This window comes from Achromobacter deleyi (assembly GCF_013116765.2).
GTDB lineage: Bacteria > Pseudomonadota > Gammaproteobacteria > Burkholderiales > Burkholderiaceae_B > Achromobacter > Achromobacter deleyi_A.
The window spans coordinates 4,529,409-4,544,698 of the sequence record NZ_CP074375.1 but is presented as its reverse complement, the minus strand read 5'-3'; the positions used below and the strand labels follow the sequence as shown (position 1 = coordinate 4,544,698).

The window sequence follows — 15,290 nt, the reverse complement described above, 5'->3', positions numbered from 1 at the left end:
GTACTCATGCGAGGCTCCTTTTAGTGTGAACAGGCCCTAGGCCTCAGGCGGCGTAGCGGCGGGCGTCGCCATTGCGGTTGCGCGTGCCGGGCCACAGGCGCAGGGCCAGCGCCGCGGCCGCCGCGCCCGTCGCCACCAGGGTGACGCCGGTCCAGCCCCAGTTGGCCAGCGCCAGGCTGCCCAGCGCGCCGCCGGCGGCCATGCCGACGAACACGCCCGTCATCAGGATGGCGTTGAGCCGGCTGCGGGCGGCGGGGTCGATGCCGTAGACGATGCTCTGGTGCGCGATCAGCGAGGTCTGGATGCCCAGGTCAAAGCCGATCGCGCTGCCGGCGATCAGCCACAACGCGGCATGCGGCGACAGCAGCGGCAGGAAGAGCATGGCGGCGAACGACACCATGGTCAGTCCGGCGCCCAGGCTGGCGACGGCCAGGGGGCCGCGCGTGTCGGCTACCCGGCCGGCCAGCGGCGCGGCCAGTGCGCCGGCTGCGCCTGCCAGGCCAAACGCGCCGGCCGCTCCCGCGCCCAGGTGGAAGGGCGCGCCATGCAGCATCACCGCCAGCGTGGACCAGAAGGCGCTGAAGCCCAGCGACAGCAGGCCTTGCGCCGTGGCGGCGCGGCGCAGCCCGGGATGCTCGCGCCACAGGGTCAGCAGCGAACCCAGCAGCGCGCCATAGGCCAGCCGCGTGGTCGGCACGAACCGCGGCAGGCCGCGCCACAGCGCCGCGCCCAGCGCCACGATGCTGGCGGCCGCCGCCACGAACATCATGCGCCAGCCGAACTGTTCCGCCACGAAGCCGCTGACCACCCGCGACAGCAGGATGCCCAGCAACAGGCCGGTCATGACCGTGCCGACGATCTTGCCGCGCTGCTCGGCCGGCGCCAGATGCGCGGCAGCCGGCACGATGTCCTGCGCCAGGGTGGCGGACAGGCCGATCGCGAAACTGGCGGCCAGCAGCAGGCCAATGGTGGGCGATGCGCCAGCCAGCAGCAGCGCCAGGCTCAGGATGAAGGCCTTGATCAGGATGATGCGCTTGCGGTCATAGCGGTCGCCCAGCGGCGCCAGCATCAGGATGCCGAAGGCGTAGCCAAGCTGAGTCAGCGTGGGGATCCACCCCAGGGTTTCGGGGCTGGCGTGGATGTCGGCGCCCAGCACGCCCAGCATGGGCTGGCTGTAATAAAGGGACGCGACGCCCAGGCCGGCGCCGGTGGCAAGCAGGAAGACCAGGCCGCGCGACAGGGATGGATGGGTAGTGGGGGATGGCATGAGGAGTATCCGGTAGCTCTTGTACGGGGCAGATTCTGGGCTTCCTCCCCCTGGTTTGGTAGCCGGCGGCCGGGTACATCCGTTATACGATAGGCGTATGACCACATCCGCCCTGACCGCCGCGGCCGGCACCGACCGCATGCTGCTGATCGAAACGTTCGTGCGTATCGTCGAGGCCGGCAGCTTGTCCGCGGCGGCCGCCCAGATGGGCGGCACGCAGCCGACCGTCAGCCGCCGGCTGCAATTGCTTGAGCGCACCCTGGGCGTGCGTCTGCTGCAACGGTCCACCCACGCCATCCGGCTGACCGAAGACGGCCAGCGCTGCTATGAACGCGGCAAGGAGCTGATCGCCACCTGGCAGTCGTTCGAAAGCGAGGTGCGCGGCGCGGGCGATGAGCCCGTCATGCGCGTGGAATGGCTGCTGCACGACCGCATGCCCGATCTGATCGCCGAGAACGTCGATTGCGCGATCCGGGTCGGCGCCGTGACGGATCCGTCGGTGATCGCCGTGAAGCTGGGCGAAGTGCCGCGTATCGTCGTCGCCTCGCCAGCCCTGCTGCAAGGCGCGCCCGTGCCGCAGGACCCGCCCGCGCTGGCGCACCTGCCCTGGCTGGCGCTGCGCACCTTTTACCGCACCGAAGTGAGCCTGACGCATTGCGGCACGGGCGAGACGGGGCGCTTCGGCATCCAGCCGCGCCTGTCCACCGACGGCCTGCACGCGCTGCGCAACGCCGCCGTGCTGGGCCTGGGCGTGGCGCTGGGATCGGCCTGGGCCATGACGGACGATCTGGCCGCCGGACGCCTGGTGCATCTGGCGCCGCAGTGGCGGGCGGATCCCCTGCCCGTTTTCCTGGTGTATGCGCCGTCGCGGTTCCAGCCGGCGCGCCTGCGGCGCTTCATCGAGATCATGCGCGAGCATCTGCCGGCGGAGCTGGCCGGGGGCTGAACGTCGCCCGCGCCAGATCAGGCGCGGGCGGTCAGGGCGGAGGCGGCCGAGTCCCTGACCGATTCGTACACCAGGGTGGCCAGCGTCAGGTCTTCCAGCGCGCTGCCCACGGCCTTGAACACCGTGATCTCGTGGTCATTGCGCCGGCCGGGGCGCTCGCCCGCGGCCAATTGGTGCAAGTTGCCCTGGATGCCTTCGCGCGTCAGCACGCCGGCTTCGAACGCCGACAGCAGATCGCCCGACTTGGTGGGCGCTTCGTCGGTGTCGACGTAGACGGTGGTGCCGTCGAAGCAGGCGGTATCGGTCTCGCGCATTTCCGGCTTGAAGCTGCCGATCAGGTCCAGGTGCGTGCCCGGCCGCAGCCAGGCGCCCTGGATCAGGGGTTCGGTGGACAAGGTGGCGCAGCTGACGATGTCGGCCTGGCGGGTGGCGGCTTCGAGGTCGGTCACGGCCTGGGCGTCAAAGCCCTGCTCGCGCAGACGTTCGGCCAGCGCGTCGGCGCCCGCCGGCCGCAGGTTCCACACCAGCACGCGCTGGATGGGACGCACGGTGCGCATGGCTTGCGCGACCAGGCCGGCGATGCGGCCGGACCCGACGATCAGCAGCGTGCTGGCGTCGGCGCGGGCCAGGTAGTCCGCGCCCAGCGCCGCCGCGCCGGCCGTGCGGTAGACGGTGACGATGTCGCCGTCCACTTGCGCGATCGGCACGCCGGTGGTGGCGCTGTACAGGTTGTAGGTGGCATGCAGGCCCGGCAGGCCCTGGTGCGTGTTGTCGGGAAAGATGTTGATGATCTTGACGCCGAAATAGCCGCGCTCGCTCCAGGCCGGCATGATCAGCGAGGTGCCGTGGGCATTGCCGGACTGGATGGCGTGGACATGGCGCGCGGGCACGGTGGCGCCGTCGCGGAACGCGTCCCGCAGGGCGGGGATGACGGTGTCGAAGGACAGGGCGTCGCGGGTTTGTTCTGTGTCGATAAAGCGCATCGGATCGTTGCCTGGGGTGGGTCGGTCAATCAAAGGGCCACAGGCAGTCTAGCAGCGCCGGCGGCGCGGCGCGTCCCAGGGTTCGCGCCGGCCCGCCGCGGTCTATCAATCTTTGCGCAGGCGTCATAACGCCCCGTTATCGGGTGCGTGCAACGCGCACTTTCAAAATTCCGTAAATCCCTTTTCTATCAATCGCTTGCGGCGACGCTGCCGGCGCGCGCCCAAGTGCCCCCATAGTGGATTTCCCTGGGTCCACGGGGGCAATTCGCGCTGGCATTCTTCGACCACCGTAAGCGCCTGGGCGCATAAAGAGAGGTTGCGTTATGCCGAGTTCAGTTCACCCCGCCAAAGGACGGCCCCAGCCGGGATGCCACGCCGGCGGGCTCCGTCCCGTGAACGGAGCGCGCACCGCATGATCCGGCAACTCCTCAACCGCCTCTATATCTCGCTGCCCGTCCTGCTGGGCGTGGTGGTGGTGTGCTTCGTGCTGCTGCAAGTAGCGCCGGCCGACCCTGCCGCCGTCATCGCCGGACCGACCGCGACGGCGGACGAACTGGCCGAAGTGCGTCAGGAGCTGGGCCTGGACAAGCCGCTGGCCTACCAGTTGACGGCATACATGTGGCGTCTGCTGCATCTGGACCTGGGCCGGTCGATGATCTCCAACGTGCCGGTGATCGACGAGATCGGCAGCACCATCGGCGCCACCGTGGAGCTGATGCTGGCCAGCGTGATCTGGTCGATTCCGCTGGCCATCCTGCTGGGCACGCTGGCCGCCTACCGCCGGGGCAGGCTGATAGACCGCTTCGTGATGACGCTGTCGGTCGTGGGCGTGTCGCTGCCGGTGTTCTGGGTGGGCCTGCTGCTGGTGCAGCATGTGGGAGGCGCCGGCATCCTGCCTTACATCGGCCGCAACGGCCCGCTGTGGACACTGGCCGGACTCGAGTCCATCGCCCTGCCCGCCCTGACGCTGGGTTCCGTCCTGATCGGACCGGTCGCGCGCATCACGCGCACCGCCGTGATCGAAACCCTTAGCGGCGACTACGTGCGCACGGCAAGGGCCAAGGGCGCGGGCGAGAGCCGCGTGGTCCTGCGCCATGCGCTGCGCAACGCGCTGCTGCCTATCGTGACGCTGGTGGGCCTGCAAGTGGGCAATCTGCTGGGCGGCGCGGTGGTGACCGAACAGATCTATTCCTGGCCGGGCGTGGGCCGCATGGCGGTGGGCGCCATCTTCGCCGGCGACTTCCCGCTGGCCCAGGGCGCGATCCTGGTGACCGCGCTGGGCTTCATCGTCATCAACCTGATCGTGGATCTGCTCTACGGCTACCTGGATCCGCGAGGACAAAAATCATGAGCGCAGGGACGACGACTTCTTTGGGCGGCCTGCCGCCGCAGGCCATGGCGACGCCGCTGGCGCGCATCGGGGCCCGCCTGCGCCGCGATCCCATCCTGCTGCTGTCGCTGCTGGCGGTGATCGCCATCGTGCTGACCGCGCTGTTCGCGCCCTGGCTCGCGCCGCACGATCCCTACTCCACCAACATGTCGATTGCCCGCAAGACGCCGGGCTGGATGTCAGCGGACGGCATCACCTACTTCCTGGGCACGGACGTGCAGGGCCGCGACATCCTGTCGCGCATCATCTACGGCATCCGCGCCACGCTGATGCTGAGCGTGCTGGCGGTGATCGGCGGCTCGGGCATCGGCGCCATCCTGGGCATCCTGGCCGCTTACTACCGTCCGCTGGAAGGCGTGATCATGCGCGTGGTGGACGTGCTGCTGTCGTTTCCCGCGATCCTGTTCGGCCTGAGCCTGTCGGCGCTGCTCGGCCCGGGCACGCTGTCCATGGTGCTGGCGCTGGGCGTGTCCGCGATACCCGGCATGGCGCGCATCGCGCGAGGTTCCGCGATGGTGGTGATGAAGCAGGAGTACATGGAAGCCGGCCATGCCATGGGCTTTGGCAACTTCTACCTGATCACGCGCTACCTGTTGCCCAATTGCTCGTCGATGCTGATGATCTACGCCACCCTGCAGCTGGGCCACACCATCCTGCTGGGCTCGGTGCTGTCGTTCCTGGGCCTGGGTCCGCAGCCGCCGTTCGCGGAACTGGGCAGCATGGCCGCCGACGGCCGCAAGTTCCTGCAGATCTTTCCGCACATCTCCACCATCCCGACGATGACGATCTTCTTCATCGTGCTCGCCTTCAACTTGCTGGGTGACAGCCTGCGCGATGCGCTGGATCCCAAGCTGCGTTTCTGACCTGGCACCGCGCCTGGCAACACACTACATATCGGGGAATCTGAACTCATGAAGATCATCAAAGGCCTGGCCGCCGCGCCTCTGGCGCTGACCTGCCTGCTGGCCGCGCCGACCCACGCTGTCGCGCAGTCCGACAAGACTGTCCTGATCCTGCGCGAGCTGGACACCGACAAATACGATCCGCATCGCACGACCGCGCGCGGCGCGGCCGAAGTGCTGTTCATGGCCGCCGACACCATGGTCGGCCTGGATTACGACATGAAGACGCCCGTGCCGGCGTTGGCCAAGAGCTGGACGGTGTCGCCCGATGGCCTGACCTACACCTTCAGCCTGCGCGACGACGTCACGTTCTGCAGCGGCAGGAAGATGACCTCCAGGGACGTGGTCGCCAGCTACGAGCGCTGGCTCAACCCCGAGACCAAGGGCCTGGAGCGCTGGCGCGCCGGCCCCGTGGACAGCATTACGGCCCCCGACGATACGACGGTGGTCTACAAGCTGAAGCAGCCCTACAACGAGCTGCTGCAGCAGATGGCGCACTACATGCACTCGGTCATCAACATCGACCAGGTCAAGGAGCTGGGCCAGGACTTTGGCGTGAAGGCCTTCGACGGCACCGGACCGTACTGCTTCCAGAGCTGGACGCCGCGCAACGAGGTGGTGCTGACCAGGCATGCCGGCTACAGCTGGGGTCCGGCGATCTACAAGGATCCCACGCCCAAGGTGGACAGGATCGTCTGGAAGATCGTGCCCGAGGAAAGCACCCGCCTGACCGCGCTGCAAAGCGGCCAGGCCGACCTGTCGCGCTACCTGCCCCAGTGGTCCATCAAGGACCTGAAGGCCGACAAGCGCCTGTTCGTCAGCAAGGCCGATCCGTTCTACTGGACGTTCTTCCTGGGCTTCAAGATCGACAAGCCCATGCTCACGGACGTGAACGTGCGCCGCGCCATCAACCTGGCCATCAACCGCCAGGCCCTGACCGAAGCCATCACCTTCGGCGAAGCCGTCCCGGCCACCAGCATGCTGGCCACCAGCACGCCCGCTGGCAAGAACGACGCCTACCGCTACGACCCCGCCGCCGCCAACAAGCTGCTGGATGAGGCCGGCTGGAAGAAGCAGTCCGACGGCTACCGCTACAAGGACGGCCAGAAGCTGTCCCTGCTGCACTACGGCATCACGGGCTACTGGAAGGACATCATGGAAGCCGTACAAGGCGACATGAAGAAAGTGGGCGTGGACCTGCGCGTGCAGCTGTTCGACTCGACCTCGGCCTGGGGCAAGCTCGCCACGCAGGAGTTCGACGAGTTCAGCATGAGCTTTGGCTACATGAGCACGGGCGAGGCGCTGAACAGCTACTTCCTGTCCAGCAGCGTTCCCACGCCCAACCGCATGAACTGGAAGGATGCGGACACCGACAAATGGCTGGCCGAGGGCGGCCAGGCGCTCGATGCCAAGCAGGGCGACGCCATCCTGTCGCAGGCGCTGACCAGGATCTCGGACGGCGCGGCATGGATTCCGCTGTACCACGACTCCCTGTACCTGGTGGGCGGGCCGCGCATGAAGCCGATGCGCGCGCACGGCATCTTCGGCGCCGCGGCCTACAAGGGCCTGGACATCGCCTTCAAGTAAACGCCTGACGGCCGCGCGGCGCAGCCGCGCGGCCGCTTCCCCCATTACGCAGCACAGAGAGCCTCCCGTGAGCGACAGCAATCAAACCCGCATCACCCATTTCAAGAACCTGTCCACGCTGGTGGCCTGGGACGCGGAACTGGGTTCGCACGTCTATATCGAAAACGCCGACCTGGTGATGCGCGGCAACACCGTCATCCATGCCGGCACCGGCTACGCCGGCCCGGCCGACACCGTCGTGCCTGGCAATGGGCTGATGGCGATGCCCGGCCTGGTCAACGTACACACGCATCCTTCGTCCGAGCCCGGCAACCGCGGGCTGCTGGAGGAACTGGGCAGCGACAAGCTGGGCCAGAGTTCCCTGTACGAGTACATGCCCGTCTTTCGCATGGGTATCGAGACCGCGCAGTACGCCAACCAGGTGGCCGTGTCCGAGATGCTGCTGAGCGGCGTGACCACCTACGTGGACATGTCGCTGCCGCGCCCGGGCTGGGCCGACGTCGTGGCCGCCACCGGTATCCGGGGAGTGCTGGGCCCCATGTTCCGCTCCGCCGCCTGGCGCACGACCGACGGCCACTCGGTGGAATACACCTGGAACGAGGCCGCCGCCGTCAAGTCGTTCGAAGCCGCGCTGGACGTGGTGGACAGCGCGGTCAAGCACCCCAGCGGCCGCCTGAGCGCCATGCTGTGCCCGTCGCAGGTGGACACCTGCTCGCCGGAACTGCTGAAGGAAGCGCAGGCCGCCGCGCGCCGCCTGGGCATCCCCATGCAGATCCACGCCGCGCAAAGCGTGGTGGAGTTCTCCGAGATGACGCGCCGCCACGGCCGCACGCCGATCGAATGGCTGGACGACCAGGGCCTGCTGGACGGCGACCTGATCATCGGGCATGGCATTTTCCTGAACGATCATCGCACGCTGTACTGGCCTCACGCCGATGACTTCGGCCTGCTGCAGCGCTCCGGCGCGCATGTGGCGCACTGTCCCACGGTGTTCGTGCGGCGCGGCATCGCGCTTACGTTCCTGGGCCGCTACCTGCGGGCAGGCATCAACGTGGGCATCGGCACCGACACCTTCCCGCACAACATGCTCGATGAAATGCGTCTGGCCTGCTATGTGGCCCGGCTGCAGGCGGGCCACTTCCGCGCGGCTTCCACCGAAGAGGTGTTCAATGCCGCCACGGTGAACGGCGCCAGGATGCTGGGCCGCGAGGACATCGGCCGGATCGCGGTGGGCGGCAAGGCCGACTTTTCGCTGGTGGACCTGTCGCATCCGTACATGCGCCCGGGCCGCGAACCGCTGCGCAGCCTGATCTATTCGGCGGGCGACCGGGCCATCAAGGACGTATACGTGGACGGCGCCCAGGTCGTGCGCAATGGCGAACTGCTCACCATAGATATCGAGAACGCCATGCAGCAGGTCGAACGCGCCCAGGCGCAGACCATCGCCACGGTGTCGCAGCGCGACTACGCCGGCCGGGGCATCGACGCCATGTCGCCGCGCGTCTTTCCCAGCCGCGCGTAAGGGAGATCCTGATGAACGAGACTCTGCTGGCGGTCGAGGGCCTGAGCGTGGAATTCGGCGCGCGCGGCAAGCCCTATCGCGCCGTCAAGTCGCTGGACTTCACCATCGGCCGCGGCGAGACCGTCGCGCTGGTGGGAGAGTCCGGCTCGGGCAAGTCGGTGACGGCCTTGTCCATCCTGCGTCTCATCGAGCGCGCGGGCGGGCGCATCGCGGCGGGCGCGGCCCGGTTCGTGCCGCGCGAGGGCCAGGAAGTGGATCTGTTCAAACTGGAGGAGTCGGCGCTGCGGCGGATCCGCGGCAACGAGATCTCCATGATCTTCCAGGAGCCCATGACCTCGCTGAACCCGGTCATGACGGTGGGCGACCAGCTTGCCGAGGTCTACCTGCTGCACCAGGACATCACGCGCGAAGCCGCCTGGACCAAGGCGCAAGCCATGCTGGAATCGGTGAAGATGTCCGAGCCGGCGCGCCGCATGACGCAATACCCCGGCGACCTGTCCGGCGGCATGCGCCAGCGCGTGATGATCGCGATGGCGCTGGCCTGCCGGCCGCAACTGCTGATCGCCGACGAGCCGACCACCGCGCTGGACGTGACGGTGCAGGCCGAGATCATCGACCTGATCCGAGACCTGCAGCGCGAAGTCGGCATGGCGGTGCTCTTCATCACGCACGACATGGGCGTCGTCGCCGAGATCGCGGACCGTGTGGTGGTCATGCGGCATGGCGACAAGATCGAAGAGAACGCGACCGTCGCGCTGTTCGAGGCGCCCGGGCAGCGCTATACCCAGGATTTGCTGGCGGCCGTGCCCAAGCTGGGCGACGGCTCGCCGGACGAGGCCGTGGTGCGGGACCGGCCCGCCGTGCTGGAAGTCACCGGCCTGGCCAAGCGCTTTCCCGTGAAGGCAGGCGCCTTAGGCAAGGTGGTGGCCAATGTGCATGCGGTCGAGGGCGTGTCGTTCACCTTGCGGGCCGGGGAAACGCTGGCGCTGGTGGGCGAGTCCGGTTCCGGCAAGTCCACCACCGGCCGCCTGCTGATGAAGCTGGTTCAGCCGACCGAAGGGGCGATCCGCCTGGCCGGCCAGGACGTGACGCACATGACGCCCGACAAGATGCGGGAGATGCGGCGTCATATCCAGATGATCTTCCAGGATCCGTACGCGTCGCTCAATCCGCGCCTGCACGCCTGGGACCTGGTCAGCGAGCCGCTCAAGGTGCATGGCGGGTACACCCGCGAACAGCGCCGCGAGCGCGCGGCGCAGCTGCTGGAGCGCGTCAACCTCCCGCGAGAATTCCTGGACCGCTACGCGCACCAGTTCTCGGGCGGCCAGCGCCAGCGCCTGTGCATCGCCCGCGCGCTGTCGGTGAATCCGAAGATCATCGTGGCCGACGAGCCGGTCTCGGCGCTGGACGTATCGGTGCAGGCGCGCGTGCTGGAGCTGATGAAGGAGCTGCAGGCCGAGATGGGCTTGGCCTATCTCTTCATCTCGCACGACATGGCGGTGGTGGAGAAGGTAAGCCACCGCGTCGCGGTGATGTACATGGGGCAGATCGTGGAGATCGGACCCACGCAGGAAGTGCTGCACCGGCCGCGCCATCCGTATACCCAGCGTCTGCTGTCGGCGGTGCCGGTTCCCGATCCGGCGCGCCGTCACCAGCGCCAGGTGCGCGCCGCCCGCGACATTCCCAGTCCCATCCGCAAGGTGGGCGACAACCCGCAAGTGGGCGAGCTGGTGCAGGTCGCGGCCGGCCACTACGTGCAGCAGGCGGCGTAAGGCGCGCTGCCGCTCAGCTGCGGCTCAGCTGCGGCTCAGCTGCGGCTGAAGATCCTGCCGGCCGCCATCGCCACGGCGGCCTGCGTCGGTTCGACTACCGGCAGGCCGCAGGCATCTTCGAGCCTCTCGCGCAAGTCGGCCATGCCGGCGCATCCCATGATCAGGACGTCGGCGCCATGCGCGTCGCGCAGCGTCTTGCCCACTTCCTCCATGCGCAGGAAGGCCTGCTGCGGATCGGCCAGGTCGCTCACCTTCATGTTCAGGGCCAGCTCGCCGCAGATGCGGTCGGCCACGCCCATTGCGCGGAAATAGCGCAGGTGGCGCGGTATGGACGCGCCGGCGATGGCGATCACGCCGATGCGCGTGGCGATGCTCATGGCCGTCAACACGGAACACTCGCCGATGCCCAGCACGGGCGCCGCGACCAGATCGCGCAGGCCATGCAGGCCGGGGTCGCTGAAGCAGGCGACCACGAACGCGTCGGTGGCCGCGGCTTCGCGCAGGAAGAGTCGCGCCATGGGCGCGATGCTGGCGTCGGCTTCCGCCTGCGTCTGGATGCCGGCCGGCCCTTCGGACGAGGTCAGGCAACGGAATTCCAGCGGCAGGCGCGCGTACGGCGCGACCGCGCGTTCGATCGCTTCAGTGACCTTGACGAGCGAGTTCGGGTTTACGAGGGTGATGCGAGGAGTAGACACGATTGAGTAGAATCCCTGAAAAGAGGCGCACGGGCGGCAGCCGCGCAGCGCCCCGGTCTATAGGAAAGAAAAGCAGCATGTCGGAATTACCCGGAAAGGTCCGGTCTGGGCCGTTGAACCTGCGGCAGATCGAGGTATTCCACGCCATCATGATCACGGGATCGCTCAGCGCCGCGGGCCGGCTGTTGCACGTCACGCAGCCCGCCATCAGCCGCGTGCTGGCGTCGATTGAACTGCGCCTGGGCTACGCGCTGTTTGAACGGTTCAAGGGCCGCCTGCATCCCACCAAGGAAGCGCGCAAACTGTTCCAGGAGGTGGAGTCCATTCAGGCCGGCGTCAACCGCCTGAATGACATGGCCGCCGGGATGGCGGGCCACGGCGGCGGCCTGGTCAGCGTGGTGTCCAGCCCCAGTTTCGGCGAATGGCTGATTCCGGCCGCCACCGCCAAGTTCTGCGCCCGCAATCCCGGCGTGCGCATCCGCTATCGGCCACTGGGCATGGATGCGCTGCTGCCCCAGCTGCTGCTGGGACACGCGGACATCGCCATCTCGACCTTCAAGCCCGAGCATCCCAACCTGATCACCAGCGAGCTGGCGCAAGGCGAGATCGTCTGCGTGCTGCCCGCCGGCCACCGCCTTGCCCGCGAACGCGTCATCGAACCGGCCATGCTGGCTGGCGAGATGCTGGTGGGCTACGGCCGCGATACGCCGCTGGGCGAAACCTTGTTCACCTACCTGTCCGGGCTGGGTCGGGAGTTCCATCCGGCCATCGAGGTGCGCTCGTCCCAGACGGCGTGCTCGTTCGTGCGCCAGGGCGTCGGTGTGGCCTTGGTGGACTCGTACGGCCTGACGGATACGCTGATGCACGGCATCGTGGTGCGGCGTATCGAGCCAGCGATTGCGCTGTCGGTGCACGTGTCTCATTCCAGGGTCGAACCTCCGCCTTCCATCGCCAAGGCCTTCCTGACGCAGTTTTCACAGATCGTCAAAAAGGAATTGCCCGCGATGACGCAGGCAATCATCAACCGCGCCTAGACGACTTCCGGCACGGGCAGCGGCTCGCCGGCGCCGGTGCGCTCGATGATGAGCTTGTAGTGGTGCGGGCTGCGGTGCTTGGCGAAGTTGAAGACGTGGTCGCGGAAGGTCTGGCCCATGCCCAGGTCGATGTTCGCGGTGATCACTTCGTCTTCTTCGCCGCTCGCACGGGCCACGATCTCGCCCGAGGGCGCCACGATCATCGAGCTTCCGATCATGTGATGGCCATCTTCATGGCCGCACTTGGCGGCGGCGCCCACCCACACCGCGTTCTGGTAGGCGCTGGCCTGCAGCACGATCTCGTGTGTCGTGGTGCGCAGGTGCGCGGGCTCGTCCCAGTGGATGTTCAAGGACGGGGTGTTGTAGCCCAGCACGATCAGTTCGGCGCTTTGCAGCGACATGACGCGATAGGTCTCGGGCCAGCGCCGGTCATTGCACAGGCACATGCCGATCTTGACGTCGTTGGTTTCCCAGACGCCGAAGCCCAGGTCGCCCACCTCGAAGAACTTCTTCTCCAGATGCTGGAAGGGTGCGTCGACCTTGTGGTCCGAGTGGCCCGGCAGGTGGATCTTGCGGTACTTGCCGATGATCCTGGCGGTGCGATCCACCAGGATGGCGGTGTTGAACTGGCGGCCTTCCGGCGTCAGTTCGGCATAGCCCAGATAGAAGCCGATGCCCAGCTCGCGCGCCGTATCGAACAGGGGCTGCACGTCGGCGTTGGGCATGGTCTTCTCGAAGTAGCGCTCCACGGCCTCGGCGTCTTCCATCCAGTAGCGCGGAAAGAACGTCGTCAGCGCCAGTTCGGGAAACACGACGAACTCCGCCTTGCGCGCGGCAGCCTCGCGCATCATCTCGACCAGGCGGCGCACGACCACCGCGCGGGTGTCGGCAAGATTGACGGCGCCCATCTGGGCGACGGCCAGGCCCATTTTGCGGGAGGGGGATGCGTTGCTCACGATTTGAATCTCCAGGTGTTCTTTTCGGTGTGGATTGAGTGCATGGCGCCGCGTATCACGGCTCGATCACGTTCGGAAAAATCTTGCGCAGCAAGGCGGCGCGGGGGCTGATCTCGCGCGCCTTCTGCAGCGGGGCCGGCAGGCCGCGGGCAATGAATCTGCCCCGGCCGCGTTCGGCGCTGAGCGCGCCGTCGTCGATGATCACTTCGCCGCGGCTGATCACGGTGGTGGGCCAGCCCGTGACCTGGCGGCCTTCGTACGGCGTGTAGCCCACGGCGTCGTGCAGGCTGTCCGCGCGCAGGGTCACGACGCGTTCCGGATCCCAGATGGCGATGTCGGCGTCGGCGCCCACGGACAGGGTGCCCTTCTTCGGGTACAGGCCGTACATGCGGGCGTGATTGGTCGATGTCAGCGCGACAAACTGCTGCAGGGTCAGGCGGCCGGTGCGCACGCCTTCCGAGTACAGCAGCGGCATGCGCACTTCCAGGCCGGGCAGGCCGTTGGCGATCTGCTTGAAGGTAGTGGCGTCGCCCGCGGGCAGCTTGCCGGATTCGTCGTAGCGATAAGGCGCATGGTCGGAGGACAGCAGCGCCAGCGTGCCGCTGTCCAGGCTTTGCCACAGGGCCTGTTGCGACACCGGATCGCGCGGCGGCGGGCTGCAGCAGAACTTGGCGCCTTCGACGCCGGGAATGTCGATGTCCTCGGCGGTCAGCAGCAGGTAATGCGGGCAGGTCTCGCCATACACGGGCGCGCCCAGCGTCTGCGCGGCATGGATCGCCTGCGCGCCGCCCTGGGTGGAAACGTGCACGATCAGTACCGGCACCTCCAGCACCGCGGCCAGGCTGATGGCGCGTTGCGTGGCTTCTGTTTCGGCGATGGGGTCATGGCTGACGGCGTGGTATTTCGGCGCGGTGTGGCCGGCGGCCAGCAGGTGGCGCGCGATCCAGCTGATCACGTCGTTGTTCTCGGCGTGGATCATGGGCAGCGCGCCCTCGCGCGCGGCGATGGCGAACACGTCCAGCAACTGCTTGTCGTCGAGCTTGAGCTTGTCGTAGGTCATGAAGACCTTGAACGACGTGATGCCGGCGCGGATCAGTTCCGGCAGGTCGCGGTTCAGCGTTTCCGGTGTCGGGTCCGAGATGATCAGGTGGTAGCTGTAGTCGATCACGGACTTCTCGGCGGCCGAGGCGGCATAGGCGTCGGCCACCTGGCGCAGGGACTGCCCGCGGTGCTGGGCCGCGAACGGCACGATGGTGGTGTTGCCGCCATAAGCCGCCGATACCGATGCGCTGTGCCAGTCGTCCGCGCACAGCACGCCCATGCTGGACAGTTGTTCGACGTGGCAGTGGCTGTCGATGCCGCCGGGCATGACCAGCCGGCCGGTGGCGTCGATGGCGCGCCTGCCTGGCGGCAGTTTGGCCGCAACCGCGGCGATGACGCCGTCCACGATGCCGATGTCGCCGACGAAATCGGCATCGGCCGTGACAATGCGGCCGTTGTGCAGGGTCAGGTCGAAGTCTGTCATGGATTATCTGAACGCAATGGGTTTGCACGCCACGGCGCGCCTTGCGGCGTGCCTGGCTGAAGGTGCAAGCATGCATGCGTACGGGGAAATCCGATACCGCGGCGCGGGGCCGCGCGACGCGCGGCGCCATGCGCCGCGGTTCCCGCTAAATCCCTGATTCGACTGGCTATTTACCTGGGGCCCGGATGCCCCCGGGGCGCCACGCATAACGCTGGATCATGGACGCTATGCAAAGTTTTATATCGGGTTTCCCCGCGCCGCCCGCGCTCAGAAGGCCTTGAAGGTCTTCAGGTGGATGCTGGTTTCGGTGGCTGAAATTCCCTTGAGCGTGCGCAGCCGGTCCAGCACTTCGGACAGCTGTTCAATGGTGGGAACGCGCAATTCGGCCAGCAGGTCCCAGCGGCCGTTGGTGTCGTGCAAGCCCGCCACGCTGGGCTCGCCCATCAGCAGGTTGACGATCTTGCGGGTCTCGTGGCCTTCGACGGCGATGCTCATCCAGGCGACGATGTCGTCGGTCTCGACGTCCGGGCGCAGGCGCACGGTGTAGCCGACGATGATGCCCCGCTCTTCCAGCTTCTGGATGCGGTTATCGATGGTGCCGCGCGAGACGTCCAGTTTTTTTGCCAGCGTGGCAACCGAGAGGCGGGCGTTGGCGCGCAACAGACCGAGCAGGTTCTGATCTAGCGTATCCATTGTGAAAAGTGCTATTTA

General features: G+C 67.4%; 13 protein-coding genes. 7 read left to right on the top strand and 6 right to left on the bottom strand.

What is annotated here, in order from left to right:
• Positions 1 to 43 precede the first annotated feature (43 nt).
• Positions 44 to 1,267 (bottom strand): MFS transporter, encoded by a 1,224-nt coding sequence (locus tag HLG70_RS20450; RefSeq protein ID WP_171666479.1) that lies wholly within the window; start codon positions 1,265 to 1,267, stop codon positions 44 to 46.
• Between the two features lie 97 nt (positions 1,268 to 1,364).
• On the opposite strand from HLG70_RS20450, the gene HLG70_RS20445 reads away from it, so the two are divergent.
• On the top strand, positions 1,365 to 2,213 hold the full coding sequence (locus HLG70_RS20445; RefSeq protein WP_171666481.1) for a LysR family transcriptional regulator: 849 nt from the start codon (positions 1,365 to 1,367) through the stop codon (positions 2,211 to 2,213).
• A gap of 17 nt (positions 2,214 to 2,230) precedes the next feature.
• On the opposite strand, the gene HLG70_RS20440 is transcribed toward HLG70_RS20445, so the two are convergent.
• A complete protein-coding gene (locus tag HLG70_RS20440; protein ID WP_171666483.1) occupies positions 2,231 to 3,196 on the bottom strand; it encodes an ornithine cyclodeaminase family protein in 966 nt (321 codons plus the stop codon).
• 412 nt (positions 3,197 to 3,608) lie between these two features.
• Here HLG70_RS20440 and HLG70_RS20435 point away from each other — a divergent pair, with 412 nt between their 5' ends.
• From HLG70_RS20435 to HLG70_RS20415, 5 genes are all read left to right on the top strand, one after another.
• Positions 3,609 to 4,547, top strand: coding sequence for an ABC transporter permease (locus tag HLG70_RS20435; protein ID WP_171666485.1), 939 nt, complete (start codon positions 3,609 to 3,611; stop codon positions 4,545 to 4,547).
• Positions 4,544 to 5,449 (top strand): ABC transporter permease, encoded by a 906-nt coding sequence (locus tag HLG70_RS20430; RefSeq protein ID WP_234103150.1) that lies wholly within the window; start codon positions 4,544 to 4,546, stop codon positions 5,447 to 5,449. Before HLG70_RS20435 ends, HLG70_RS20430 begins: the two co-directional genes overlap by 4 nt.
• Before the next feature lie 48 nt (positions 5,450 to 5,497).
• On the top strand, positions 5,498 to 7,075 hold the full coding sequence (locus HLG70_RS20425; protein WP_171666487.1) for an ABC transporter substrate-binding protein: 1,578 nt from the start codon (positions 5,498 to 5,500) through the stop codon (positions 7,073 to 7,075).
• Between the two features lie 67 nt (positions 7,076 to 7,142).
• Positions 7,143 to 8,597, top strand: coding sequence for an amidohydrolase family protein (locus HLG70_RS20420; RefSeq protein WP_171666489.1), 1,455 nt, complete (start codon positions 7,143 to 7,145; stop codon positions 8,595 to 8,597).
• Positions 8,598 to 8,608: 11 nt separating this feature from the next.
• A complete protein-coding gene (locus HLG70_RS20415) occupies positions 8,609 to 10,369 on the top strand; it encodes an ABC transporter ATP-binding protein (protein ID WP_171666491.1) in 1,761 nt (586 codons plus the stop codon).
• A 35-nt stretch (positions 10,370 to 10,404) separates the two neighbouring features.
• On the opposite strand, the gene HLG70_RS20410 is transcribed toward HLG70_RS20415, so the two are convergent.
• A complete protein-coding gene (locus HLG70_RS20410) occupies positions 10,405 to 11,064 on the bottom strand; it encodes an aspartate/glutamate racemase family protein (RefSeq protein ID WP_171666493.1) in 660 nt (219 codons plus the stop codon).
• Between the two features lie 77 nt (positions 11,065 to 11,141).
• Here HLG70_RS20410 and HLG70_RS20405 point away from each other — a divergent pair, with 77 nt between their 5' ends.
• Positions 11,142 to 12,098 carry a LysR family transcriptional regulator gene (locus HLG70_RS20405; protein WP_171666495.1) on the top strand — a complete coding sequence of 319 codons (957 nt, stop codon included), beginning with the start codon at positions 11,142 to 11,144 and terminating at the stop codon, positions 12,096 to 12,098.
• Here HLG70_RS20405 and HLG70_RS20400 read toward each other — a convergent pair.
• From HLG70_RS20400 to HLG70_RS20390, 3 genes are all read right to left on the bottom strand, one after another.
• Positions 12,095 to 13,027, bottom strand: a complete 933-nt coding sequence (locus HLG70_RS20400) for an N-carbamoyl-D-amino-acid hydrolase (protein WP_171666611.1) — start codon at positions 13,025 to 13,027, stop codon at positions 12,095 to 12,097. The two genes, HLG70_RS20405 and HLG70_RS20400, sit on opposite strands and share 4 nt — an antisense overlap.
• An 82-nt stretch (positions 13,028 to 13,109) precedes the next feature.
• A complete protein-coding gene (hydA, locus tag HLG70_RS20395) occupies positions 13,110 to 14,579 on the bottom strand; it encodes a dihydropyrimidinase (RefSeq protein ID WP_171666497.1) in 1,470 nt (489 codons plus the stop codon).
• Positions 14,580 to 14,846: 267 nt separating this feature from the next.
• A complete protein-coding gene (locus HLG70_RS20390) occupies positions 14,847 to 15,272 on the bottom strand; it encodes an Lrp/AsnC family transcriptional regulator (RefSeq protein WP_171666499.1) in 426 nt (141 codons plus the stop codon).
• Between the last annotated feature and the right edge of the window lie 18 nt (positions 15,273 to 15,290).

What these genes read in the sequence shown, in the direction of transcription:
- HLG70_RS20450 (WP_171666479.1), bottom strand. Translation starts at nt 1,267, where the DNA reads ATGCCATCCCCCACTACCCATCCATCCCTGTCGCGCGGCCTGGTCTTC.
- HLG70_RS20445 (WP_171666481.1), top strand. Translation starts at nt 1,365, where the DNA reads ATGACCACATCCGCCCTGACCGCCGCGGCCGGCACCGACCGCATGCTG.
- HLG70_RS20440 (WP_171666483.1), bottom strand. Translation starts at nt 3,196, where the DNA reads ATGCGCTTTATCGACACAGAACAAACCCGCGACGCCCTGTCCTTCGAC.
- HLG70_RS20435 (WP_171666485.1), top strand. Translation starts at nt 3,609, where the DNA reads ATGATCCGGCAACTCCTCAACCGCCTCTATATCTCGCTGCCCGTCCTG.
- HLG70_RS20430 (WP_234103150.1), top strand. Translation starts at nt 4,544, where the DNA reads ATGAGCGCAGGGACGACGACTTCTTTGGGCGGCCTGCCGCCGCAGGCC.
- HLG70_RS20425 (WP_171666487.1), top strand. Translation starts at nt 5,498, where the DNA reads ATGAAGATCATCAAAGGCCTGGCCGCCGCGCCTCTGGCGCTGACCTGC.
- HLG70_RS20415 (WP_171666491.1), top strand. Translation starts at nt 8,609, where the DNA reads ATGAACGAGACTCTGCTGGCGGTCGAGGGCCTGAGCGTGGAATTCGGC.
- HLG70_RS20405 (WP_171666495.1), top strand. Translation starts at nt 11,142, where the DNA reads ATGTCGGAATTACCCGGAAAGGTCCGGTCTGGGCCGTTGAACCTGCGG.
- HLG70_RS20400 (WP_171666611.1), bottom strand. Translation starts at nt 13,027, where the DNA reads ATGGGCCTGGCCGTCGCCCAGATGGGCGCCGTCAATCTTGCCGACACC.
- hydA (WP_171666497.1), bottom strand. Translation starts at nt 14,579, where the DNA reads ATGACAGACTTCGACCTGACCCTGCACAACGGCCGCATTGTCACGGCC.
- HLG70_RS20390 (WP_171666499.1), bottom strand. Translation starts at nt 15,272, where the DNA reads ATGGATACGCTAGATCAGAACCTGCTCGGTCTGTTGCGCGCCAACGCC.